General features: G+C 70.6%; 25 protein-coding genes. 19 read left to right on the top strand and 6 right to left on the bottom strand.

The genetic code is table 11. The features are described from left to right. Positions 1 to 408: 408 nt before the first annotated feature. The 5 genes from ACGFYY_RS20670 to ACGFYY_RS20650 all read left to right on the top strand — a co-directional run bounded on the left by ACGFYY_RS20670 (position 409) and on the right by ACGFYY_RS20650 (position 5,289). Complete coding sequence (locus ACGFYY_RS20670) at positions 409 to 792, top strand: peptidase inhibitor family I36 protein (RefSeq protein ID WP_365267646.1); 384 nt, start codon at positions 409 to 411, stop codon at positions 790 to 792. 71 nt (positions 793 to 863) lie between these two features. Further along, entirely contained in the window at positions 864 to 1,808 is a 945-nt protein-coding gene (locus ACGFYY_RS20665; RefSeq protein ID WP_393711121.1) for a hypothetical protein, read from the top strand. 8 nt (positions 1,809 to 1,816) lie between these two features. Beyond that, positions 1,817 to 3,370: a peptidoglycan-binding protein gene (locus ACGFYY_RS20660; RefSeq protein WP_393711119.1), complete on the top strand. Its 1,554-nt coding sequence runs from the start codon at positions 1,817 to 1,819 to the stop codon at positions 3,368 to 3,370. Continuing rightward, complete coding sequence (locus tag ACGFYY_RS20655) at positions 3,363 to 4,043, top strand: ABC transporter ATP-binding protein (RefSeq protein WP_393711117.1); 681 nt, start codon at positions 3,363 to 3,365, stop codon at positions 4,041 to 4,043. The genes ACGFYY_RS20660 and ACGFYY_RS20655 overlap by 8 nt, the downstream gene beginning before the upstream one ends. Next, on the top strand, positions 4,033 to 5,289 hold the full coding sequence (locus tag ACGFYY_RS20650) for an ABC transporter permease (RefSeq protein ID WP_393711115.1): 1,257 nt from the start codon (positions 4,033 to 4,035) through the stop codon (positions 5,287 to 5,289). Before ACGFYY_RS20655 ends, ACGFYY_RS20650 begins: the two co-directional genes overlap by 11 nt. Positions 5,290 to 5,309: 20 nt before the next feature. On the opposite strand, the gene ACGFYY_RS20645 is transcribed toward ACGFYY_RS20650, so the two are convergent. Then, positions 5,310 to 5,747, bottom strand: a complete 438-nt coding sequence (locus ACGFYY_RS20645) for a hypothetical protein (RefSeq protein ID WP_030008917.1) — start codon at positions 5,745 to 5,747, stop codon at positions 5,310 to 5,312. Positions 5,748 to 6,039: 292 nt separating this feature from the next. Here ACGFYY_RS20645 and hemL point away from each other — a divergent pair, with 292 nt between their 5' ends. The 8 genes from hemL to ACGFYY_RS20605 all read left to right on the top strand — a co-directional run bounded on the left by hemL (position 6,040) and on the right by ACGFYY_RS20605 (position 14,374). Beyond that, positions 6,040 to 7,362 carry a glutamate-1-semialdehyde 2,1-aminomutase gene (gene hemL / locus ACGFYY_RS20640; protein ID WP_393711113.1) on the top strand — a complete coding sequence of 441 codons (1,323 nt, stop codon included), beginning with the start codon at positions 6,040 to 6,042 and terminating at the stop codon, positions 7,360 to 7,362. Further along, entirely contained in the window at positions 7,359 to 8,057 is a 699-nt protein-coding gene (locus ACGFYY_RS20635; protein ID WP_030757955.1) for a histidine phosphatase family protein, read from the top strand. The genes hemL and ACGFYY_RS20635 overlap by 4 nt, the downstream gene beginning before the upstream one ends. A gap of 220 nt (positions 8,058 to 8,277) precedes the next feature. Then, positions 8,278 to 9,504 (top strand): hypothetical protein, encoded by a 1,227-nt coding sequence (locus ACGFYY_RS20630; protein ID WP_393711198.1) that lies wholly within the window; start codon positions 8,278 to 8,280, stop codon positions 9,502 to 9,504. Between the two features lie 89 nt (positions 9,505 to 9,593). After that, a complete protein-coding gene (locus ACGFYY_RS20625) occupies positions 9,594 to 10,235 on the top strand; it encodes a TlpA disulfide reductase family protein (RefSeq protein ID WP_365267657.1) in 642 nt (213 codons plus the stop codon). Between the two features lie 70 nt (positions 10,236 to 10,305). Next, entirely contained in the window at positions 10,306 to 11,013 is a 708-nt protein-coding gene (locus ACGFYY_RS20620) for a cytochrome c biogenesis CcdA family protein (RefSeq protein WP_106983103.1), read from the top strand. Positions 11,014 to 11,026: 13 nt separating this feature from the next. Beyond that, positions 11,027 to 12,745, top strand: coding sequence for a cytochrome c biogenesis protein ResB (locus ACGFYY_RS20615; RefSeq protein ID WP_365267659.1), 1,719 nt, complete (start codon positions 11,027 to 11,029; stop codon positions 12,743 to 12,745). Continuing rightward, positions 12,742 to 13,845: a c-type cytochrome biogenesis protein CcsB gene (gene ccsB / locus ACGFYY_RS20610; protein ID WP_393711110.1), complete on the top strand. Its 1,104-nt coding sequence runs from the start codon at positions 12,742 to 12,744 to the stop codon at positions 13,843 to 13,845. Before ACGFYY_RS20615 ends, ccsB begins: the two co-directional genes overlap by 4 nt. Before the next feature lie 25 nt (positions 13,846 to 13,870). Beyond that, positions 13,871 to 14,374 (top strand): SRPBCC domain-containing protein, encoded by a 504-nt coding sequence (locus tag ACGFYY_RS20605; RefSeq protein ID WP_393711108.1) that lies wholly within the window; start codon positions 13,871 to 13,873, stop codon positions 14,372 to 14,374. Here the strand turns inward: ACGFYY_RS20605 and ACGFYY_RS20600 are convergent. Both ACGFYY_RS20600 and ACGFYY_RS20595 read right to left on the bottom strand, forming a co-directional pair. Further along, positions 14,350 to 14,892, bottom strand: coding sequence for a hypothetical protein (locus ACGFYY_RS20600; protein WP_393711106.1), 543 nt, complete (start codon positions 14,890 to 14,892; stop codon positions 14,350 to 14,352). The two genes, ACGFYY_RS20605 and ACGFYY_RS20600, sit on opposite strands and share 25 nt — an antisense overlap. Before the next feature lie 44 nt (positions 14,893 to 14,936). After that, on the bottom strand, positions 14,937 to 15,401 hold the full coding sequence (locus tag ACGFYY_RS20595) for a MarR family winged helix-turn-helix transcriptional regulator (protein ID WP_393711104.1): 465 nt from the start codon (positions 15,399 to 15,401) through the stop codon (positions 14,937 to 14,939). A gap of 97 nt (positions 15,402 to 15,498) precedes the next feature. Between ACGFYY_RS20595 and ACGFYY_RS20590 the strand changes: the two genes are divergently transcribed. Beyond that, positions 15,499 to 15,864: a cupin domain-containing protein gene (locus ACGFYY_RS20590; protein WP_393711102.1), complete on the top strand. Its 366-nt coding sequence runs from the start codon at positions 15,499 to 15,501 to the stop codon at positions 15,862 to 15,864. Positions 15,865 to 15,913: 49 nt separating this feature from the next. Here the strand turns inward: ACGFYY_RS20590 and ACGFYY_RS20585 are convergent, their stop codons facing one another. Further along, complete coding sequence (locus ACGFYY_RS20585; RefSeq protein ID WP_393711100.1) at positions 15,914 to 16,234, bottom strand: PLD nuclease N-terminal domain-containing protein; 321 nt, start codon at positions 16,232 to 16,234, stop codon at positions 15,914 to 15,916. 91 nt (positions 16,235 to 16,325) lie between these two features. Here ACGFYY_RS20585 and ACGFYY_RS20580 point away from each other — a divergent pair, with 91 nt between their 5' ends. From ACGFYY_RS20580 to mqnP, 3 genes are read left to right on the top strand one after another with little or no spacing between them, the layout of a single operon-like run. After that, complete coding sequence (locus ACGFYY_RS20580) at positions 16,326 to 17,783, top strand: menaquinone biosynthesis decarboxylase (protein WP_365267671.1); 1,458 nt, start codon at positions 16,326 to 16,328, stop codon at positions 17,781 to 17,783. Then, the gene (locus tag ACGFYY_RS20575) at positions 17,780 to 18,280 is read left to right on the top strand and encodes a hypothetical protein (RefSeq protein ID WP_393711097.1); all 501 of its coding nucleotides are present in this window, start codon (positions 17,780 to 17,782) and stop codon (positions 18,278 to 18,280) included. The genes ACGFYY_RS20580 and ACGFYY_RS20575 overlap by 4 nt, the downstream gene beginning before the upstream one ends. Beyond that, positions 18,277 to 19,197: a menaquinone biosynthesis prenyltransferase MqnP gene (mqnP, locus tag ACGFYY_RS20570; protein WP_393711095.1), complete on the top strand. Its 921-nt coding sequence runs from the start codon at positions 18,277 to 18,279 to the stop codon at positions 19,195 to 19,197. Before ACGFYY_RS20575 ends, mqnP begins: the two co-directional genes overlap by 4 nt. A gap of 40 nt (positions 19,198 to 19,237) precedes the next feature. On the opposite strand, the gene ACGFYY_RS20565 is transcribed toward mqnP, so the two are convergent. After that, positions 19,238 to 19,822 (bottom strand): rhomboid family intramembrane serine protease, encoded by a 585-nt coding sequence (locus tag ACGFYY_RS20565; RefSeq protein ID WP_393711093.1) that lies wholly within the window; start codon positions 19,820 to 19,822, stop codon positions 19,238 to 19,240. A gap of 86 nt (positions 19,823 to 19,908) precedes the next feature. Between ACGFYY_RS20565 and ACGFYY_RS20560 the strand changes: the two genes are divergently transcribed. After that, positions 19,909 to 20,598: a UbiX family flavin prenyltransferase gene (locus ACGFYY_RS20560; protein ID WP_365267676.1), complete on the top strand. Its 690-nt coding sequence runs from the start codon at positions 19,909 to 19,911 to the stop codon at positions 20,596 to 20,598. On the opposite strand, the gene ACGFYY_RS20555 is transcribed toward ACGFYY_RS20560, so the two are convergent. Further along, positions 20,595 to 20,732, bottom strand: coding sequence for a hypothetical protein (locus ACGFYY_RS20555; RefSeq protein ID WP_167745572.1), 138 nt, complete (start codon positions 20,730 to 20,732; stop codon positions 20,595 to 20,597). The two genes, ACGFYY_RS20560 and ACGFYY_RS20555, sit on opposite strands and share 4 nt — an antisense overlap. Before the next feature lie 122 nt (positions 20,733 to 20,854). On the opposite strand from ACGFYY_RS20555, the gene ACGFYY_RS20550 reads away from it, so the two are divergent. After that, the gene (locus tag ACGFYY_RS20550) at positions 20,855 to 21,310 is read left to right on the top strand and encodes an Lrp/AsnC family transcriptional regulator (protein ID WP_030710106.1); all 456 of its coding nucleotides are present in this window, start codon (positions 20,855 to 20,857) and stop codon (positions 21,308 to 21,310) included. Positions 21,311 to 21,348 lie beyond the last annotated feature (38 nt).

Raw genomic sequence — 21,348 nt, 5'->3', positions numbered from 1 at the left:
CTTACGGAGGCGGGCGCCGCGGCTCCACGGGGTTCGGGCTCCACGGCGTGGCGCACGTCACGAACGCGCCTATTTTCAGGTCGAGTTCACGGATCATCCGGATCGCGCGCGTCCGGGCGGTCCGGCTCCGTCGACGCCCCACCGCCCCCTTCCGGCGGCTGTGGGGCTGACCTGCGTCGACCCCGGTTCCCCGGGTGGACGGCGGTGTGCCGGAATGGCGGATTCGCGCGGCGGATATCGGTCGGTGAATGATCAATTCCAAACATCGACAGCCCCTCTGGTAAAGGCAATTGACCTTTTGTTTCCGGTGGGCGTGGCCTAGCCTGAACTCAGCCGACCGGGGGGAAGGGCTTCGGCTGCCCTGTCCTCTCACTGCTTCAGTCACCACCCGACGAGGGGGAGTCACGAGTGCTGAGTAAGAGGATTTCGGCCGGATTCATCGCGATGGCGGCCGTGGCCGGCGTCATCGCAGCGGCGCCGTCCGCAGCGGCCGTGGACCGTACGTGTTACGACGGCAACTTCTGCATCTACAAGGACAGCAACTACAGCACCGGCAACTCGATGTACCGGACGAAGTACGAGTCCGCGCGCTGGGACATCGACATGCCGGCCGTCTACGAGAACGACAGCTCCTGGTGGAATCGCCGCGGTCAGTCGTCCAAGACCTACGGCGGACGCTGGATGTCGTGGGGCGTGGAGATCTGCCTCGTCCCCGGCGGTTCCGTGAACTACTACTGGGACGCCAACGACGACGGCGCGAGCAACACCCTGAACGACGGCAGCAGCTGCTGATCACCGCCTGAAGGCCGGGCCGCCCCCGCGTGGCGGAGGCGGCCCGGCCGCACCTTCAAGAGGACACGACATTGAAGAAGCGCACCCGGGGTATGACGGCGATCGCGGTGACGGTGCTGCTGGGCGCGGGCGCCTCGGCCTGTTCTGAGGACGCCCCGCAGGACATGGAGACGGCCCGCAGGGCGCAGACGGCGCTCGACAGCGCCAACGCGGCGCTGGACCAGGAGCGTGACGCGGAGACCAAGCTGATCCGCAAGTGCATGAACGACAAGGGGTTCAAGGTCTTCCCGGCGGGCGGCACCGCCACCGACAGCGGCAAGAAGCGCAGCGAGGACCTCACGCCGTCGGCCGACACCGCCCGCACCGTGGGCTACGGGGCGGACCCGCGCAGGTCGGACAACCAGAAGTCGCAAGCCGGGCCGGACGACTTCGACGCGCTGCCCGAGGACGTCAAGCGGGCCCACAGCATGGCCATGGACGGGTACGTCGACAAGCCCGAGGGCGGTGTGGAGTTCGACTTCGGCGGCGGCAAGGTCATGGTGCCGTCGAAGGGCTGCCGCGGTGAAACCCTCAAAGCCGTCTACGGGGACGTGAAGGAATATCTTCGGCTCAACTGGACGGTCTACAACAGTGTCAAGCAGAACGGCGCGCATATCCTCGCCGATGACGACGGATATCAGAAGGCGCTCTCGGAATGGGCCTCCTGCATGAAGTCCGGCGGATATGCGGATATCGCGACCCCGGAAAAGGCTCGGGAAGCCGCGCTCGCGCATTACGCGAATATCCCCGACGGTGACACCGCGGCGCTCGACAACGCCCAGCGCGCGGAGATCAAGCAGGCCACCACCGATGCCGACTGCGGCACCGAGGTCGGTCTCAACACGAAGGCGCGGGAGGCCAAGAGCAAGGCCTCGGCCGCCTCGCTGGTGAAGCACGAGGCGGAGATCACGGCGTGGCTGGAACTCATCACGAAGGCCAAGGGCAAGGCCCAGGAACTCCTGCGAGAGACATCCTGATACCCGTCATGAGCCTCGAAGACCCCGATGGGACCCAGGTGGCCCGGCCGTCCGGCGGGCGGGCGACGGATGCGCGGCAGAGGTCCCGGCGGGGCCTGGTCATCGCCGCCGTCGTCCTCGTGCTGTTCGGCAGCTCCGGCTCCGTCTGGTGGATCGCCTCCCAGGCCAGAACCCCGGAGCAGCGTGCCTCCGACGCCGCCGCGCCCCCGCCCTCCCGGATCACGGGGAAGGTTTCCGACCAGCAGCTCGTCGAGAGGATGGAGCTGACCGGGAAGGTCGAGACGGCCTCCCGCACCACCATCACCGGCGTGCAGCCGCAGGGAACGAACCGCGCGGTCGTGACGGCGCTGCCCACGGCCGCGGGCAAGAGCCTCAAGGCCGGGGCCGTCGTCGCGGAGGTGTCGGGCCGGCCCGTCCTGCTGCTTCCCGGGCGTTTTCCCGCGTACCGGGACCTGAAGGCGGGCGACAAGGGGCCGGACGTGCAGCAACTGCAGCGCGCACTGCAGCCGTTGTACGGGACGGCGGTGAACGGCACGTACGGCCCGGCCACCGTCGAGGCGGTGCGCAAGCTGTACGTGGCGGCCGGGTACGAGGCGCCCGCAGGGCAGGGGCCGAGCACCACCGGCGGAAGCGGTTCCGCTCCCGGCACGGCCCGCACGGGCGGGGCGGCCGCGGGAGGCGGCGCGGCGCCCCGGGGCGGCGCGGAGACCGACGGCGGCACCGGCGCGGCCGGAACCGGGGGCGCGAGCGCGCCGCCCGCCCGCGGCGCGGACACACCGCCCGCCGCCGGGCCGGCCAAGCCCGGTGAGGTGCTGCCGGCCGCGGAGGTCGCGTACGTCGGCACCCTGCCGGCCACGGTGGTGCAGGTGACCGCGGCGGTCGGCGACGCCGCCGACAAGCCGCTCCTCGTCCTCGGCAGCGGCGGCCGCCAGGTACGGGCCGTCCTCAGCGCGGACCAGCGCAGCCGGCTGCGCGATCTGCCGGCCGACGCGGTCATCCGCTTCGGCACCGGCCCGTACGAGGGCAGGGAAGGCACCCTGGGCTCCCTCGACAGTTCCGCGGACGACAAGAACGGGGACCAGCAGGGCAAGAACGCGGGACAGGACGGCGCGGCCGCGGCCGGCACGGCGGGAGCGGGTACAGCGGGAGCGGGCACGGCAGGAGCGGGCAACGGCAGCGGCTCCGCGGGCGGCCGGCACGAGGCCCTGTTCGTGCCCTCCGGCGCGGAGGCCGCGGAGGGCGCCACCCAGCAGATCGCCGTCGAACTCCGGCGCAGCCCCAAGGGCTCGCTGACCGTCCCCGTCTCGGCGGTCTGGACCGACCTCGGCGGCTCGTCCACGGTCACCGTCACCGAGGGCGGCAAGGAGCGGAACATCCCGGTCGAGGTGCTGTTCACCCACGAGGGCCTCAGCGCGGTCCACGCGCTCGACGGGAACCTCACCGCCGGCCGGACGGTCGTCCTCGTCCGCCGCGGAAACCCGGCGGACAGCGGCTCGGACAGCGGCTCGGACGAAGCCTCGGGTGACGGCTCGGGTGGCGCATCCGGAGGTGCCGGTGACTGAGGACGAGCCGGCGCCCGTCATCGAGATGGCCGGCATCGCGAAGACGTATCCGGGGCCGTCGCCCGTGCACGCGCTGGTCGACGTCACGCTCGACATCCGGCCCGGCCGACTGGCGGCCGTCGTCGGCCCCTCGGGCTCCGGGAAGTCCACCCTGCTGAGCGTGCTCGGCCTGCTCGACGTCCCGACCCGCGGCCGTTACCTGCTGCAGGGCCACGACACGACCGCCCTGTCCGAACGGGCCCGCACCGCCCTGCGCGCCTCCACGCTCGGCTTCGTCTTCCAGGCGTTCCACCTGGTCCCGCACCTGACCTGCGTACAGAACGTGGCCCTACCGCTGGTGCACCTGGGCGTGCCGCGCGGCCGGCGGCGGTCGCAGGCGGTGCGGGCCCTGGAGTCCGTGGGCCTCGGGCACCGGCTCGACGTCAGACCCACCACCCTCTCCGGCGGGGAGCGACAGCGGGTCGCGGTCGCGCGCGCCATCGTCCACCGGCCGGCGGTCGTGCTGTGCGACGAGCCGACCGGCAACCTGGACACCGCCAACTCGGCCCGCGTCATGGACCTGCTGGCCGGCCTGGTCGCGCAGGACCGGGCCGTGGTCGTGGTCACGCACGAACCGGACGTCGCGGCCCGCGCCGACCATGTCTTCAAGGTGGTGGACGGCCGTGTCTCGTAGCCGTGCGCGGGGCGGGGCGAAGGCGGCCGCGCCCGGGCTCGGGAACCCCCGTACCTCGGCGACGGATCTGCTCGTCCAGGCGTTCCTGGCGTTGTTCGGCCGCCGGTTCCGCACGCTGCTCACCATGGTGGGCATATCCGTGGGGCTGGCCGCCGCCCTCGCCACGCTCGGCATCACGGCCAGTGCGGCCGGCGCCGTCTCCGATCAGTTCGACGCGCTCAAGGCGACGCGGGTGACCGTCAAGTACCCGTCGGAGGCCGTCGCCGGAGTCCGGCCACGGCCCGACGGCGGTGACAGCCGGCGGGTGCGCGAGCTCAACGGTGTCCGCAGCGCCGGGCTGGTCAGCAGGGCCGGCGAGCGGCCGGCCGTCTCGCGGCTGCCCGGCGGCAAGGAGAACGACCTGCCCGAAGGCACGGTCATGGCCGCGCAGCCCGAAGCGCTGCTCGCCATGTCGGCCGAGCTCACGCGAGGCCGCTGGTTCGACACGGGTCACGAGGCCCGGCGCGAGCGGGTGGCGCTGATCGACACGGCCGCCGCCTCCCGGCTGACCGTGGACGGCGGGGCGGGCAATTCCGTGATCCATGTCAACGGGGTCGCCTTCAGCGTGCTCGGCGTCTTCCGCGCGCCGACCGGCGACACGAACCTCACCGGCTCGGTGGTCGTCCCCTACTGGGCCGCGCTGCAGGATCCGGCGGGGCTGGGCTTCGCCCCCGCGGAGATGATCATCCGTACGGATCTGGGCGCCGCCGACCAGGTCGGCGAGGAGGCCCCCTTCGCCCTGGCCCCGGGCGCCCCGGACAAGCTCGTCGCGCTGGTGCCGCCGGACCCCCGGTCGCTACGTCAGGGCATCGAGTCGCAGACCCGGGCCCTGTTCCTGGGCCTGGCCGCCGTCTCCCTCGGCGTGGGCGCGCTCGGTGTCAGCAACACCGCCTACGTGTCCGTACTGGAGCGGCGCTCCGAGATCGGCCTGCGCCGGGCCCTGGGTGCTTCGCGGCGGGCGGTCGCCGGACAGTTCTGCGTCGAGAGCGGCCTGGTGGGACTGGCCGGCGGGATGGTGGGCACGGTGCTCGGCATCCAGATCACGGCGGTGACCTGCCTGGCCAAGAACTGGCTGGTGGTCCTCGACCCCGCCCTCACCGCCGCCGGACCGCTCGTCGGCCTCGTCGTGGGCCTGGCCGCGGGCCTCTACCCGGCCCTGGCGGCCGCCCGGATCCTGCCCGCCGAGACGCTGCGCGCGGGCGTCTAGGCCGGGAAGGTGTTCGGCCGTCAGGGCCAGACGAGGCAGTACGGCTGGTGGCCGGCCTCGTGGAGGCGGTGGCTGAAATCCTGCCACTCGTGGAGCAGCTGGTAGACGTTGAAGGCGTCGCTGGGGCCGCCGCGGTCCGGGACCGTGGACCAGATGAAGGCCGCCGCGCCCACCGATTCCTCTCCGATTCCGCGCAGCGGGTCGACCACGGTCATGGGGAGCTTGACCACCGCGTAGTCGGGGTGGAGGACGACCAGCTCCAGCGGGGGCACCTTGTGCAGGGGTATGCCTTCGATGCCGGTCAGGACCATCGCGGCCACCGTCTCCGGCTTGATCTTGGTGAAGAGGCCGCCCATGCCGAGCTCGTCGCCGCCGAGTTCCTCCGGCCGCATCGTGACCGGGACCCGGGCCGCCGTGGCGCCGTCGGGGGCGCCGAAGTACTTGTACGTCACTCCCATACCGCGGCCTTTGGGCAGGTCGTCGGACGGGGACGTGGGTTCCGGGACGGCGTCGGCCGCCTCCGTACCGCGGCGGTGCTTGCCTCGGCGGCGGGCCTCGCGGGCGCGCTGCGGATCGAGGCCGTCCGTTCCCTCGCCCGGTCCACCACCGCGTTGCATATCTCCACCCGACTGGTCTTGCTCGCCCCGGCTCCGCGGCCCCCGCCGCGCAGCCTGATCATCATGGCAGTGACCTCCCCCGCGGCGACGCGGTGAAACGCCCGTCCGCAAGTCTGTCGCGGCCTCTGAGACCATGGCTGGTGTGAGCTACCCGTACCCGTATGAAGCCCCAGTTTCGCAGACGCTCTTCGAGCGCGCCTCCCTCGTGACCCCCGGCGGCGTGAACTCTCCCGTGCGCGCCTTCCGCGCCGTGGGCGGTACGCCCCGGTTCATGGTGTCCGGGACCGGTCCGTACCTCACCGACGCCGACGGTCGTGAGTACGTCGACCTCGTGTGCTCGTGGGGGCCGATGATCCTCGGCCATTCGCACCCCGAGGTGATCGAGGCCGTCCAGGCGGCCGTCGCCCGCGGTACCTCCTTCGGTACGCCCGGTGAGGGAGAGGTGGCGCTCGCCGAGGAGATCGTCGCGCGCATCGAACCCGTGGAGCAGGTCCGCCTGGTCTCCTCCGGCACCGAGGCGACCATGTCGGCGATCCGGCTGGCCCGCGGCTTCACCGGTCGCGCCAAGGTCGTGAAGTTCGCCGGCTGCTACCACGGTCACGTGGACGCCCTGCTGGCCGCCGCCGGTTCCGGTTTGGCGACTTTCGCGCTTCCGGACACCCCCGGTGTGACGGGCGCGCAGGCCGGCGACACGATCGTGCTCCCCTACAACGACCTCGAAGCGGTACGGGCGGCCTTCGCCGCGCACCCCGGTGAGATCGCCTGCGTGATCACCGAGGCCGCGCCCGGCAACATGGGTGTGGTGACCCCCGCCGCCGGGTTCAACCAGGGTCTCGCGGACCTCTGCCGGGAGAACGGCGCGCTCTACATCTCCGACGAGGTCATGACCGGCTTCCGGACCTCCCGAGCCGGCTGGTACGGCGTCGACGGGGTCAAGCCCGACCTGATGACCTTCGGCAAGGTCATGGGCGGTGGCTTCCCGGCCGCGGCGTTCGGCGGTCGCGCCGACGTCATGGGCCACCTGGCTCCCGCCGGTCCCGTCTACCAGGCCGGCACGCTCTCCGGTAACCCCATCGCGACCGCCGCCGGTCTGGCACAGCTGCGCCTGCTCGACGCGGCCGCGTACGAGAAGGTCGACGCGGTCTCGAAGGAGATCCAGGGTCTGGTGACCGGCGCGCTCACCAAGGAGGGCGTGGCGCACCGGCTGCAGACCGCGTCCAACATGTTCTCGGTCTTCTTCACCGAGGACGAGGTGCGCAACTACGACGACGCCAAGAAGCAGGAGAGCTTCCGTTTCAACGGGTTCTTCCACTCGATGCTGGCGCAGGGCGTGTACCTGCCGCCGTCCGCGTTCGAGTCCTGGTTCGTCTCCACCGCCCACGACGAGAAGGCGATCGAGCGCATCGCGGCGGCGCTGCCGGTCGCCGCCCGAGCCGCCGCGGAGGCCACCGCATGAGCAGCAGCGCCACGCCCGCCACCCCCGATCTCACCGTCGTGCACCTGGTGCGCCACGGCGAGGTGCACAATCCCGACGGTGTGCTCTACGGGCGCCGTGACGGCTATCACCTCTCCGAGCTGGGTCGCCAGATGGCGGACCGGGTCGCCGACCACCTCAAGGGTCGGGACATCGCCTACGTGGTGTCCTCGCCGCTGGAGCGGGCGCAGGAGACGGCGGAGCCGATCGCCAAGGTCCACGGCCTGGACCTGGCGACCGACGCGCGCCTGCTGGAGGCGGAGAATGTCTTCGAGGGCAAGACCTTCGGTGTCGGCGACGGCGCGCTGCGCAAGCCCGGCAACTGGAAGCACCTGACGAACCCGTTCAAGCCGTCGTGGGGCGAGCCGTACGTCGAGCAGGTGGTCCGGATGATGAGCGCGCTGGAGGCGGCGCGCGACGCGGCCCGCGGCCGGGAGGCGGTGGCGGTCAGCCACCAGCTGCCGATCTGGATCGTGCGGAGCTTCGCGGAGAAGCGTCGGCTGTGGCACGACCCGCGGCGTCGGCAGTGCACGCTCGCCTCGATGACCTCGTTCACCTTCCAGGGCGACAAGCTGGTGTCGGTGGGATACAGCGAGCCGGCCCGGGACCTGGTGCCGGCTCACCTGCTGGCCGGGGCCAAGCCGGTGAAGGGTGCGTCCAAGGCGTTCGGCGCCTGACCCCTGTTCGATCGATGCGGCCCGGCCGGTGCGGCCGGGCCGATCGGCCCTCGATCGGTTCTTGATCGGCCGACTGTTACAGGCCGTTACGGTTCTGCCCAACTAAAGACAAGTCGCGCGGGAATCACCGTGTCAGCTCGCATGTCCGAACTGATTGTCCGTTTATATGGACTTCGGTTCGGTATGGGTGGTCGACATAGGGGACGGTGACATGCGCGACATCAGGGGAGTCAGTCGGAGGGGGCTGCTGGGACTGGGACTCGGTGCGGCCGCCGCGATGGGAATCGCGGGCTGCGGCTCATCGGACACGTCCGGTTCCGGCTCTCCCGGACCCGTCAGGAACCCGAAGCCCGGAGAAAAACCGGCGGCCAGGCCGATCGGTGACGGCTCCACCGCCGACACCGGCCCGCAGCCGAACCAGCCGGACCCGCCCGTGCCGCTCCAGCCGGGCGAGACCCCGCCGCAGTTCGTCGTCTTCAGCTGGGACGGCGCGGGGGAGATCGGCAACGGTCTCTTCCCGCGCTTCCTCAAGCTCGCCAAGGACCACGGCGCGGCCATGACCTTCTTCCTCTCCGGCATCTATCTGCTGCCCGAGTCGAAGCGGCATCTCTACCGGCCGCCGAACAACCCCGTCGGGGCCTCGGACATCGGCTACCTCAAGGACGAGAACGTCCGCTCCACCCTCACGCACATCCGCCAGGCCTGGCTGGACGGGCACGAGATAGGGACCCATTTCAACGGCCACTTCTGCGCCGGATCCGGCTCGGTCGCCCGGTGGACCCCGGAGGACTGGGGGAGCGAGATCGAGCAGGCCGTGTCGTTCGTCACCAACTGGCGCACGAACACCGGATTCACCGACCTCGAACCCCTGCCCTTCGACTACGCCAAGGAACTGAAGGGCGCCCGCACCCCCTGTTTGCTCGGCCGGGACAGCCTCCTGCCGACGGCCGAGCGGCTGGGCTGGCGCTACGACTCCAGCTCGCCCGGCGGCCTCCAGGTCTGGCCGGTGCGCAGGTCCGGGATCTGGGACCTGCCGTTGCAGTCCCTGCCGTTCCCCGGGCACTCCTTCGAGGTCCTCTCGATGGACTACAACATCCTCGCCAACCAGTCGAAGAGCACGACCCAGGGCGTGCCCGCCCACTACCCGGGCTGGCGCACCCAGGCGACGGCCACCTACCTGGGCGGCTTCCGGCGGGCCTACGAGACGAACCGCGCACCCCTGTTCATCGGCAACCACTTCGAGCAGTGGAACGGCGGCATCTACATGGACGCCGTCGAGGAGGCACTCAAGGGCATGGCGGACAAAAGGGATGTACGACTCGTATCCTTCCGGCAGTTCACCGACTGGCTGGAGGTCCAGGACCCCAAGGTGCTCGCCAGGCTCCAGGGCCTCGCCCCGGGCCAGGCGCCGGCCGGCGGCTGGAGCGCGTACCTGACCGCCGCCTGACGGGGCGGCGAAGCCTCGCCCGACGAGGGCGCGCGCATCGCCCCGGGGGGCGCGGAAGATCGTCGAATTGCTCATGCGAAACTTTTCACATGAGCCTTGTCCGCGCGCGTATCCGTCGTAGTAGCCGCCGCACGACCGGCGGCCGTGCCACCCTGCTGGCCGTGGCGACCCTGGCCGGTGCCCTCACGCTGTCGGCCTGCGGGGGACCGGACAGCGGCAAGCCGGTCACCGGGTCCGGCGGTAACTACGTCACGGGTGCGAGCGGCATCTCCACCGTGTCCCAGGCGGAGCGCACCGAGGCTCCCAAGCTCGACGGCGAGACCGTCCACGACGAGACCCTCGACACCACCACGCTCAAGGGCAAGGTCGTGGTCCTCAACGTGTGGGGCTCCTGGTGCCCGCCGTGCCGCAACGAGGCCAAGTACTTCGCGACGGTCTCCAAGGAGTACGCGGACGCCGGCAAGGACGTCGCCTTCGTCGGGATCAACACGCGCGACAACAGCAAACAGAGCGCGATCTCCTTCGAGGAGAACTACGGGATCACCTACCCGAGCCTCTACGACCCCGCCGGGAAGCTGATGCTGCGCTTCCCCAAGGGCACGCTCAACCCGAACGCCATCCCCTCCACGATCATCCTCGACAAGCAGGGCAGGATCGCCGCCCGCACCCTGGCCCCGGTCAACGACGAGCAGCTGCGGTCGATGATCGAGCCGGTCCTCGCGGAGAAGTGACCGCGTGGTCGCGTACGTCCTCGCCGCCGAGGCCACCGGAGTGAACACGACCGTCCTCAACGGAGCGCTGATGCTGGCGCTCCCGGTCTCGCTGCTCGCCGGTCTGGTCTCCTTCTTCTCGCCCTGCGTGCTCCCGCTGGTCCCCGGCTACCTGTCCTACGTGACCGGCGTCAGCGGCGCCGACCTCGCCGAGGCCCGGCGCGGGAGGATGCTGGCGGGTGCGCTCCTGTTCATCGCCGGTTTCACGGCGGTCTTCGTCTCCACGGGGGCGCTCTTCGGCTACTTCGGAGAGACCCTCCGGGAGAACAACGAGATCATCTCCCGGGTCCTGGGCGGCCTGGTGATCGTGCTCGGGCTCTTCTTCATGGGCGCGATTCCGGGTCTGACGATGCGGGAGTTCCGCTTCCACAAGAAGCCGACGGCGGGCCTGATCGGCGCCCCGCTGCTCGGCGTCCTGTTCGGCGTCGGCTGGACCCCGTGCATGGGCCCGACCCTCGCGGCCGTCACCACGCTCTCCCTCGACCAGGCCAGCGCCGGTCGGGGCGCCCTGCTGACCGTCGCCTACTGCCTCGGACTCGGCCTGCCGTTCATCCTCACCGCGATCGCCTTCCGCAAGGCGCTCGGCGCGTTCGGCTGGGTGAAGAAGCACTATGCATGGGTGATGCGCATCGGCGGAGGCATGCTGATCCTGACCGGTCTGCTGCTCGTCACAGGAATGTGGGCCAGCATCGTCAGCGACATGCAGAGCTGGACCCAAAGCTTCACGGTGGGGATCTGAGGACTAGAGGCACATGAGTACGACAGACAAAGCGACCACCGAGACGCCCGACGAGGCCTCGCCCGCGTCCGCGGCGGCCGATTCCGCCGACGCCGCCGCCGGTGCCCAGCTCTCCACCGCCCCGCTGGACGACAGCCCCACGGGGCCGGCCGTCGGCATCGGCGTGATCGGCTGGGCCCGTTGGTTCTGGCGACAGCTCACCTCCATGCGGGTGGCGCTGATCCTGCTCTTCCTGCTGTCCCTGGGCGCCATCCCGGGCTCCCTCGTCCCGCAGAACAACGTCGACGCCCTGAAGGTCGTCGACTGGAAGCGGGAGCACTCCTCCTGGGTGGGCGTCGCCGACAAGCTCCAGCTCTTCGACGTCTACAGCTCGGTGTGGTTCTCCGCGATCTACCTGCTGCTGTTCATCTCGCTCATCGGCTGCATCGTGCCGCGCTCCTGGCAGTTCGTCGGCCAGCTCCGCGGCCGCCCGCCGGCCGCCCCCCGACGCCTCGACAGGCTGCCCGCCCACACCACCTGGCGCACCGAGAAGACCCCGGACGAGGTCCTCGCGCACGCGCGCACCGTGCTGCGCGGCAGCCGCTTCCGCACCGAGGCCGGCCAGGGCCACGTGGCGGCGGAGAAGGGCTACCTCCGCGAAGCCGGGAACCTGATCTTCCACGTCTCGCTGATCGTGATGCTGGTGGCCTTCGCCTGGGGCCAGTACTTCAAGTCCGAGGGCGGCAAGCTGGTCCTGCGCGGTACGGGCTTCTCGAACACGCTCACCCAGTACGACGACTTCAAGCCGGGCACGCTCTTCGACCCGGACGACCTGCCGCCGTTCAGCTTCACGCTGGACCGGTTCGACGCGACGTACGAGATGACCGGCCCGCAGCGGGGCACCCCGCGCGACTTCAAGGCGTACGTCACCTTCTCGGACGGCGCCCACGGCACCCCGCAGAAGCGGGAGATCCAGGTCAACAAGCCCCTGGAGGTGGACGGCTCCAAGGTCTACCTGCTCGGCCACGGCTACGCGCCGATCGTCTCGGTGACCGACCCCACCGGCAAGGTGATCTTCAAGGACGCCGTGCCGGTGCTCCCGCAGGACGCCAACCTCACCTCCACCGGAGCCGTCAAGGTCACCGACGGCTACAAGGACAAGGACGGCAAGAAGGAGCAGCTCGGCTTCAACGCCGTCTTCGTGCCCAGCTTCGCCGGCGAGGGCATGGGCACGATGTTCTCCCAGTTCCCCGCCCTCCTGAACCCGCAGCTCATGCTCAACGCCTGGCACGGCAGCCTCGGCGTGGACTCGGGCCTGCCGCAGAACGTCTACCGGCTCACCACCACCAAGATGGAGCCCTTCAAGGACGAGTCGGGTCAGCAGTTCAAGCAGAAGCTGGCGCCCGGCGACACGATGACCCTGCCGAACGGGGCGGGCACCGTGAAGTTCGAGGGCATCGAGCGGTGGGCCACCTTCTCCGTCACCCACCAGCCCGGCAGCGGCCTCGCCCTCGCGGGTGCGATCGCCGCCATCGCGGGCCTGGCCGGATCGCTGTTCATCCAGCGCCGCCGGATCTGGGTCCGCGCGGTGACCGGCGAGGACGGCGTGACCGTCGTCGAGATGGCGGGCCTGGGCCGCAGTGAGTCCACCAAGCTCCCGCAGGAGCTGGCGGAACTCGCCGCCCGGCTGCACCAGCAGGCGCCCAGTGCGTCTGATCCTGTTGAAGAAACCCCCGAAGGAGAGCGCGGATGACGCCGCTCGCAGCCGCAGCCAACGAGAACCTGGCTGAGATCAGCAACTACCTGATCTATTCGTCGATGGCGGTCTACACGCTCGCCTTCTTCGCGCACATCGCCGAGTGGACCTTCGGCAGCCGCAGCAAGGTGGGCCGGACGGCCGCCGCGCTGACCGGCGCCAAGGGGGCCGCGGCGGCCGGAGCCGCCGTGACCGCCCCCGCCGTGCAGGTCCGCGGCAAGGGCGGGGCCACCGCGGTCCTCGACCAGCCCAAGGTCACCACCCGCTCGGCGGCCGGCACCCGCGACGTCCCGGACGGCCCCGGCGCCGCCGGCGGCACCGTGCAGGGCGACCTGTACGGGCGGATCGCGGTCTCGCTGACCGCGCTCGCCTTCCTCGTCGAGGCGGCCGGGGTGGTCGCCCGCGCCCTGTCGGTGCAGCGGGCCCCCTGGGGCAACATGTACGAGTTCTCGATCACCTTCTCCACGGTGGCCGTGGGCGCGTACCTGGTGCTGCTCGCCCTGAAGAAGAACGTCCGCTGGCTCGGCCTGATCCTGGTCACCACGGTCCTGCTGGACCTCGGCATCGCCGTCACCTGGCTCTACACCGACAGCGACCAGCTGGTCCCGGCCCTGCACTCGTACTGGCTGTGGATCCACGTCTCCACCGCGATCTTCTGCGGCGCCGTCTTCTACATCGGTGCCGCGGGCGCGGTCCTCTACCTCTTCCGCGACTCCTACGAGAGCCAGCTGGAGGCGGGCCGCACCCCGGGGAAGTTCCGCAGCTCGGTCCTGGAGCGGCTGCCCTCGGCGGCCTCCCTCGACAAGTTCTCGTACCGCATCAACGCGGCCGTCTTCCCGCTGTGGACCTTCACGATCATCGCGGGCGCGATCTGGGCCGGCGACGCCTGGGGCCGCTACTGGGGCTGGGACCCCAAGGAGGTCTGGTCCTTCGTCACCTGGGTGGCCTACGCCTGCTACCTGCACGCCCGTGCCACCGCCGGCTGGAAGGGCCGCAAGGCCGCGTACCTCGCGCTCTTCGCCTTCGCCTGCTGGATCTGGAACTACTACGGCGTGAACATCCTGCTCAGTGGCAAGCACTCGTACGCGGGCGTCTGACCGGCGGGAGTGCGACGCTGGTGGCATGTCTCTCGTGAGCCATGCCACCGGCGAGCGGCGCGGCGAGAACCACTGGCTGCTCCGCTTCGAACTGCACCTGCCGCACGCCTACGCGGCCGTGTGGCCCGCCCTGACCACGCCGGACGGGCTGCGCGGCTGGCTGGCCGCCGCCGACGTCCTGGAGCGCCGGCTCGGTGGGGCGATCACGCTGCGGTGGCTGAACACCACGGCCGTGGCGACCGGGCGGGTCACCGCCTGGGACGTGGAGCGGGTCGCCGAGTACACGGTCACCGAACACGGGCGGATCCGCTTCCACCTGGAGCCCGTCGGGACCGATTCGACCGTGATCCGCTTCGTGAACGAACGGCGCGGTCCGGAGACGGAGCGCCTGGACCGCCTGGCGGGCTGGCACGAGCACTTCGAGCTGCTGGACTCCGCCCTGGCCGGCCGACCGGCCGACTGGTCCGCCTGGACGGACATCCGCCGGACGGCACTGCGCGAGGCCTACGCCTCCTTCTCCAGGACGTAGGTGACGTTCTCGCTCCAGCGCCCCACGTAGAAGTACAGCTCCAACCGGTCGCGCTCGTCGCGCCGCAGCTCGAACATCCAGGTGTAGGCCTCGGGCGGGGGTGCCGCCTCCCTCTGCGTACCGTCCCAGGCCTCGACGGTGGAACGCCACATGGCGCCGTCGCGCTCGGGCAGGTAGAGCCGGACGTGCTGACCAGGGGTCCGGCCGGCCGGTTGGTCGGAGGTCAGCTCCCAGGTGGCGGGGCCGGAGATGCGCCAGTCGCGGTCGTAGTCCGCCTCCTGCCCGTCGAGCATGGTGACCTCGGCCGTACCGTCGGCCCGGAAGACGACCTCGGCCCCCTCGGCGTACCGCCAGGTGCCGGAGATCTGTGAGGGACGGGCGTCCTGGACGGGGCCCCGGCTCACGTGCGCCGGCGCACCGCAGCCGGTCAGGGTGAGCAGGGCAGTGGCGGCGATCCCGTACGTGAGCAGATCGCGCAGGACCGTGCGACCGGTCCGGCGCCTGCTGTTCTTAGGCATGTGATCAGCATGCCAGCGTTATTGAACGTGTTCAATAGTTTTGCTCACCACACCGGCCGCAGCGGCGGCAACGGTCCCTCCCCGTGGAAGGTGCGCACGACCTCCCCGAGCCCTGCGCGCAGGGCGGTGAGATCGGTGCCGCGGCCCAGTTCGGCCTCCAGCTCGTGCAGGATCCGGCCCGCGACGGCGAGGTGCTGCCGGGCCGCCGGGGTCAGGACCACCAGCTTGCGACGGCCGCCCTCGGGATGCGGCTCGCGGCGGACGTAGCCGCGCTTCTCCAGGTCGTCGACGATCTGTCCGGCGGCCTGTTTGGTCACCCCGAGCCGCTCGGCGAGCTCGGTGGCGGTGGCACCGGCGGCCTGGAGGGCCTGGAAGGCCATGCCGTGCACCGGCCGCAGGTCCGGATAGCCGGCCTCGGCGACGCGCCGGGTGAACTCCCCCAGCAGCGCCTGGAAGCCCAGCCCGAGCAGGAACAGCAGCTCGACGCCCTCGTTCTCGTTTCTCTTCACGCAAATATGGTGACACGGCTGGGTCAAGCTGCTTTACTCACTCGAAGTAAAGGAGCTTTACTCGCATGTCATCGGAAGACGAGGTCCCGCCTTGCACGTGATCAGCCCTGCCCCCGAGAACGTCACCGTCACCCCCAACGCCACCATGACCGGCTTCGCCGCCCCCAGCCGCGGCAGCTCCGAACTGAGCAGCTGGCACGTGGCGATGTCCGCCGGCAGCACCGGCCCCGAACACTCCGTCAGCCGCGAGCAGGTGTGGATCCTGACCGCCGGCGCCCTGGAGGTCACCTCGGAAGGTCGCACCGAGAAGATCACCGCCGGCCGGACCCTCGTCCTGCCGCCGGACGTACCGCGCCGCATCCACTCCGCCGAGACCTTCGAGGCCTACGTCGTGATGCGCGCGGACGGCGTGGTCACGGTCCCCGGGGAGGAGGGCACCCGCGTACTGCCGTGGGCCCGGTAGCGATCCGGGCGTGGCGGCCGGACGGACCCGGACCGGCCCGGACCCGGATCTAGTCCTTGTCCTTGTCCGTGTTCTCGTCCTTGTCCTTCTTCTCCTGCTCCTCGCGCAGAGACTTCAGGAACTCCGGGTTGTCGTCGGGCGCCACCCACTGCGCCCGGCGCCCCCGGCCGCCACCGCCACCGCCCGACGCCACCCCGTCCTTGCCCGCGAACAGCCACACGACCGGCCCCACGATGGAGAAGAGCAGGATGATGATCACCCAGACCACCTTGGGGAGGTGCTTGACCTCCGCCTCCGGCGTGTTCAGGCAGTCGATGAAGGCGTAGATGGTCAGCGCGAGGATCAGCAGGAACGGCAGATAGCGCAGCACGGTGTGGGACCGACTCCCAGTCAGTGACGGGGGGCCCGCGTCAGGGCCCCGGTGACGCCTCCAGGGTAGTTGGTGACGGATACTGACCCCTATGGCTTACGACGATCTCCGCTCGCTGCTCCGGGCTCTGGAGCGGGAGGGCGACCTCAAGCGCATCAAGGTCGAAGTCGACCCGTACCTGGAGGTCGGGGAGATCGTCGACAGAGTGAACAAGGCGGGGGGCCCGGCGCTCCTCTTCGAGAACGTCCGCGGCTCGGCGATGCCGCTGGCCATGAACGTCTTCGGCACCGACCGCCGCCTCCTGAAGGCCCTGGGCCTCAAGTCCTACGGCGAGATCAGCGAGAAGATCGGCGGCCTGCTGAAGCCGGAGCTCCCGCAGGGCTTCATCGGGGTCCGCGAGGCCTTCGGCAAGCTCGGCTCGATGGTGCACGTGCCGCCGAAGAAGGTGAAGGGCGACTCCGCGCCCGTCCAGGAGGTCGTCCTCACCGGCGACGACGTGGACCTCGACCAACTTCCGGCCCTCTTCACCTGGCCCAAGGACGGCGGCGACTTCTTCAACCTCGGCCTGACCCACACCAAGCACCCCGAGACCGGCGTGCGCAACCTGGGCCTCTACCGGCTCCAGCGGCACGACAAGCGCACCATCGGCATGCACTGGCAGATCCACAAGGACAGCCGCAACCACTACGCCGTCGCCGCGGCGAAGGGCGAGCGGCTGCCGGTCGCGATCGCCTTCGGCTGCCCGCCCGCAGTGACGTACGCGTCCACCGCGCCGCTGCCGGGCGACATCGACGAGTACCTCTTCGCCGGCTTCGTCTCGGGCAAGCGGATCGAGATGGTCGACTGCAAGACGGTCCCGCTCCAGGTCCCGGCCAACGCCGAAGTCGTGATCGAAGGCTGGCTGGAGCCCGGCGAGATGCTCCCGGAGGGTCCCTTCGGCGACCACACCGGCTTCTACACCCCGCAGGAACCCTTCCCGGCCCTGAAGATCGACTGCGTGACGATGCGCAGGCGTCCGCTCATCCAGTCGATCGTCGTCGGCAGGCCGCCCACCGAGGACGGCCCGCTCGGCCGCGCGACGGAGCGGTTCTTCCTGCCTCTGCTCAAGATCATCGTCCCGGACATCGTGGACTACCACCTCCCGGAATCGGGCGGCTTCCACAACTGCGCGATCGTCTCGATCGACAAGAAGTACCCGAAGCACGCCCAGAAGGTCATGCACGCCATCTGGGGCGCGCACATGATGTCGCTGACCAAGCTGATCATCGTGGTGGACAAGGACTGCGACGTCCACGACCTGCACGAGGTCTCCTGGCGGGCGCTGGGCAACACCGACTACTCCCGCGACCTCACCGTCGTCGAAGGCCCGGTGGACCACCTCGACCACGCCTCGTACCAGCAGTTCTGGGGCGGCAAGGCGGGCATCGACGCGACGAAGAAGCTGCCCGAGGAGGGCTACACCCGCGACGGGGGCTGGCCGGACATGGTCGAGTCCGACCCGGCGACCGCCGAACGCGTGACACGACGTTGGAAGGAATACGGCCTGTGAGCCCGATCGTGGTGGGCGGCCCCGCCCTGTTCCTCGGCGACGGCACGCCGTGCGTGGCCCTGGTGCGTCCGGAGCTCGACGTGAACGACCCCGGGCTGCGGTCGGCCGCCGAGCAGGCGGGCGTCACCCCGGAGGAGTTCGCCGGCCCGTCCGACGTCTGGCAGCTGATGGCGGACCGCCAGGACGGCGAGGGCCGCACCTTCGAGCTGCCGGAACTGTCCGACGGGGACGTGGCGGTCTTCACCGAGGAGCTGCTGGCGGCCCTGTCCGGTGCCGGCACCGGCGGCGGCGCCGAACTGGAGCTGTCCGACGGCGCCCTGACCGTCACCGTCGACTCCGCCGGCGACGACCGCGTCGCCCTGACCGCCCGGGTCGTCCCGCCGGCCGGCGGGGACGTACCGGCGGGGGAGGGCGGCCCGCTGGACCTCGAACTGGGCACCTTGCCCGTCGCGGAACTCCGCGACGAGGTCGCCTCCTTCCGCCGGAGCTTCGCATGATGACCACCGCCGAAGACGTCGTCGGGCCCGGCCCGGCGCCACAGGTAGGGAAGGTCAAGGCGTTCCTGAGACTCGTGCTGATCGAGCACTCGGTCTTCGCGCTGCCCTTCGCCTACATCGCGGCCTTCACCGCCATGTTCCAGCTCGACCGGCGCATCCACTGGGGCGTCCTGCTGCTCGTCACCATCTGCATGGTGGGGCTGCGGACCTTCGCCATGGCCGCCAACCGGATCATCGACCGCGAGATCGACGCCCGTAACCCGCGCACGGCCGGCCGTGAGCTGGTCACCGGCGCGGTGTCGGTCCGCGCGGCCTGGACCGGCGCCGGCATCGCGCTCCTCGTCTTCCTCGGCTCGGCGGCACTGCTGAACCCGCTGTGCCTGGCGCTCGCGCCGGTCGCCGTGATCCCGATGGTGGTCTACCCGTACGGAAAGCGGTTCACGAACTTCCCGCACGCCATCCTGGGCCTGGCCCAGGCCATGGGCCCGGTCGGGGCCTGGCTCGCGGTCACCGGCGAGTGGTCCTGGGACGCGGTGATCCTGGGCCTGGCGGTGGGCGTGTGGATCGGCGGCTTCGACCTGATCTTCGGCTGCCAGGACGTGGCCGCCGACCGGGCGGAGGGCGTCAAGTCGGTCCCGGCCCGCTTCGGTGTCCCGGCCGCCCTGTGGGGCGCGCGCGGTGCGCACGTCGTGACCACGGCCCTGCTGGTCTGGTACGCGCTGGCCACGGACACGGGCGTGCCGTTCTGGATCGGCCTGGCGATCGTCGTCGCCGCCTTCCTCTACGAGCACACGATCGTGAAGCCGCACGACCTGTCCCGCCTGAACCGCGCCTTCTTCACGGTCAACGGCTTCATCGGCATCGCCCTGTTCGTGTGCGCTCTGGCCGATCTGGCCGTGCGGGGTCTGACCTTCTGACCACCGTGCGGCCGACCATCGAGTGCAGGGACAGGGAGGCCTACGCCCGGCGCGGGAAGGCGAAGGCCGCCGCCGCGCCCGCCAGGAGGCCGAAGAGGTGGCCCTCCCAGCTGACGCCCGAGTCCGTCGGCAGGATGCCGAGGAGGATCGTGCTGCCCCAGAGGGCGGCGATCACCACCGCCACCACCACGCCCGACGGCCGCCGTTCCACGAAGCCGCGGACCAGCAGGTAGCCGAAGAGGCCGAAGATCAGGCCCGAGGCGCCCGCCGTGATGCTGTAGGAGGGCGAGACCAGCCAGACGCCGAGGCCGTCCACCACCGTGACGGCGACGCAGACGGCGAGGAAGCGGCGGATGCCGCTGAGGGCGGCGACGAAGCCGAGGACCAGCAGCGGGACGGTGTTCGACGCCAGATGGTCGAAGCCGAAGTGGAGGAAGGGCGCGAGCGGTATCCCGGTGAGCCCGTCCGGCTCACGGGCGATGATCCCGTACCCGTCCAGGGCGTGGCCGGTGGCCAGGTCCACCAGCTCGATGAGCCACAACAGGGCCACCCAGCCGGCCATCAGCTTCCCGGCGGCCTTGGCCCGGTCCAGCTGGGTCCAATCGGCGTCCACCGTCGTGCTCATCTTCTCCCCCTCGCCGCGTCCCGTCCTGGGAACGTCCCGACACCTTACTGAGTGCCCATCGGCGGTGGCCGGATAGTCTCGGAGGTATGACTGAGCGCAAGCGCACCCCGTGGGTGGTCGGGGTTTCCGGGGCATCCGGGACGCCGTACGCGGCGGCGGTGCTCCGCGGGCTGCTGGCCGCGGGGGAGAGTGTCGACCTGGTGGTGAGCCGCGCCTCGCGCCTCACCCTGCTGGACGAGACCGGGATCGCCTTCCGTGACGCGCACTGGCGCGAGGACCTGGCGGAGTGGCTGGGGCGTGGGGCCGACGGGAAGCCCGAGACCTTCGCGCGCCCCGAGCTGGAGGACGTCCGGTACTGGGGTGCGGGTGACCTGGCGGCGGGTCCGAGTTCGGGTTCGTACCCGGTCAAGGGGATGCTCGTCGTCCCGGCGTCCACGGCCTGTGTGGCGGGGGTGGCGCTCGGACTGTCGAAGGACCTGCTCCAGCGCGTGGCGAGCGTGACGCTCAAGGAGCGGCGCCGGCTGGTGGTCGCGGTGCGGGAGACCCCGCTGAACGGGCAGACGCTGCGGCATCTGGTGGCGCTGGACGAGGCGGGCGCGATCGTGTTGCCCGCCTCTCCGGCGTTCTATACGGGTGCGACGCACATCCAGGATCTGGTGGACTTCGTCGCGGGGCGGGTGCTGGACGCGGCAGGGGTGCCGCACCAGCTGTACCGCCGGTGGGAGGGGGAGCTGGGAGGCTCCCGTACCCCCCGGGAGGCAAGCGCCGGTGACTAGGCCTTCTTCTTACGGCCGAGGGGCTTGCGGGCCTTGTCGACGCGGTGGGCCGCGGCGGGCTGGTGGGCGCGGGATCGGTTGGCCAGCTCCTGGAGCTCCCGCATGTGTGCGTAGGCCATCTCGATCGTGAGCACGGTGAACCACTCCTGAAGATCGTCATTGATCAGCTGAAAGATTTCACAGGGTGTTGACCCTGTGTGCCTTAGATTCTATACCTAGACTTGCAGGATCGCCGAATAATGGAAGGCTCCACGTAATGGACACGGTGGACAGGCAGCTCATCCAGGCACTCCGGGAGAACGGTCGTGCCTCGTACGCGGAGCTGGGCCGTCTCGTGGGCCTCTCCGGCCCCAGCGTCACCGACCGCATCAACCGACTGGAGACGGCCGGGGTCATCACCGGCTACCGCGCGACGGTGGACTCGCGTTCGCTCGGCCTCGGCGTCACGGCGCTGATCGGGCTCTCCATGTCCGACGCCGCGGACCACGAGGACGTGGCCCGGCGGCTGCGCGACCTCAACGAGATCGAGGACTGCTGGTTCATCGCCGGCGACGACTCCTTCATGCTGAAGGTGCGCGCCAACGACGTGGACGGCCTGGAGAAGATCATCCGTAGGCTCTCCGGAACCAAGGGCGTCTCGCGCACCCGTACCACCATCGTGCTCTCCACCAAGTGGGAGAACCGGGTCGGGGAGCTGCCCGAGGAAGCCTGAGAGTACGGTTGGGCAGGGTTTGCAGGACAGGCAGACAG

The sequence above is a fragment of the Streptomyces sp. NPDC048331 genome, assembly GCF_043201215.1.
Lineage (GTDB): Bacteria > Actinomycetota > Actinomycetes > Streptomycetales > Streptomycetaceae > Streptomyces.
Note: the sequence above shows the minus strand (reverse complement) of the source record. Positions and strands in the feature narration are given on the sequence as shown.

Coding starts and splice junctions, on each gene's coding strand:
- ACGFYY_RS20660 (WP_393711119.1), top strand. CDS start 1,817: ATGAGCCTCGAAGACCCCGATGGGACCCAGGTGGCCCGGCCGTCCGGC.
- ACGFYY_RS20645 (WP_030008917.1), bottom strand. CDS start 5,747: ATGGGAGTGACGTACAAGTACTTCGGCGCCCCCGACGGCGCCACGGCG.
- hemL (WP_393711113.1), top strand. CDS start 6,040: ATGGCTGGTGTGAGCTACCCGTACCCGTATGAAGCCCCAGTTTCGCAG.
- ACGFYY_RS20635 (WP_030757955.1), top strand. CDS start 7,359: ATGAGCAGCAGCGCCACGCCCGCCACCCCCGATCTCACCGTCGTGCAC.
- ACGFYY_RS20625 (WP_365267657.1), top strand. CDS start 9,594: ATGAGCCTTGTCCGCGCGCGTATCCGTCGTAGTAGCCGCCGCACGACC.
- ACGFYY_RS20620 (WP_106983103.1), top strand. CDS start 10,306: ATGCTGGCGCTCCCGGTCTCGCTGCTCGCCGGTCTGGTCTCCTTCTTC.
- ACGFYY_RS20615 (WP_365267659.1), top strand. CDS start 11,027: ATGAGTACGACAGACAAAGCGACCACCGAGACGCCCGACGAGGCCTCG.
- ccsB (WP_393711110.1), top strand. CDS start 12,742: ATGACGCCGCTCGCAGCCGCAGCCAACGAGAACCTGGCTGAGATCAGC.
- ACGFYY_RS20605 (WP_393711108.1), top strand. CDS start 13,871: ATGTCTCTCGTGAGCCATGCCACCGGCGAGCGGCGCGGCGAGAACCAC.
- ACGFYY_RS20600 (WP_393711106.1), bottom strand. CDS start 14,892: ATGCCTAAGAACAGCAGGCGCCGGACCGGTCGCACGGTCCTGCGCGAT.
- ACGFYY_RS20580 (WP_365267671.1), top strand. CDS start 16,326: ATGGCTTACGACGATCTCCGCTCGCTGCTCCGGGCTCTGGAGCGGGAG.
- mqnP (WP_393711095.1), top strand. CDS start 18,277: ATGATGACCACCGCCGAAGACGTCGTCGGGCCCGGCCCGGCGCCACAG.
- ACGFYY_RS20565 (WP_393711093.1), bottom strand. CDS start 19,822: ATGAGCACGACGGTGGACGCCGATTGGACCCAGCTGGACCGGGCCAAG.
- ACGFYY_RS20560 (WP_365267676.1), top strand. CDS start 19,909: ATGACTGAGCGCAAGCGCACCCCGTGGGTGGTCGGGGTTTCCGGGGCA.
- ACGFYY_RS20550 (WP_030710106.1), top strand. CDS start 20,855: ATGGACACGGTGGACAGGCAGCTCATCCAGGCACTCCGGGAGAACGGT.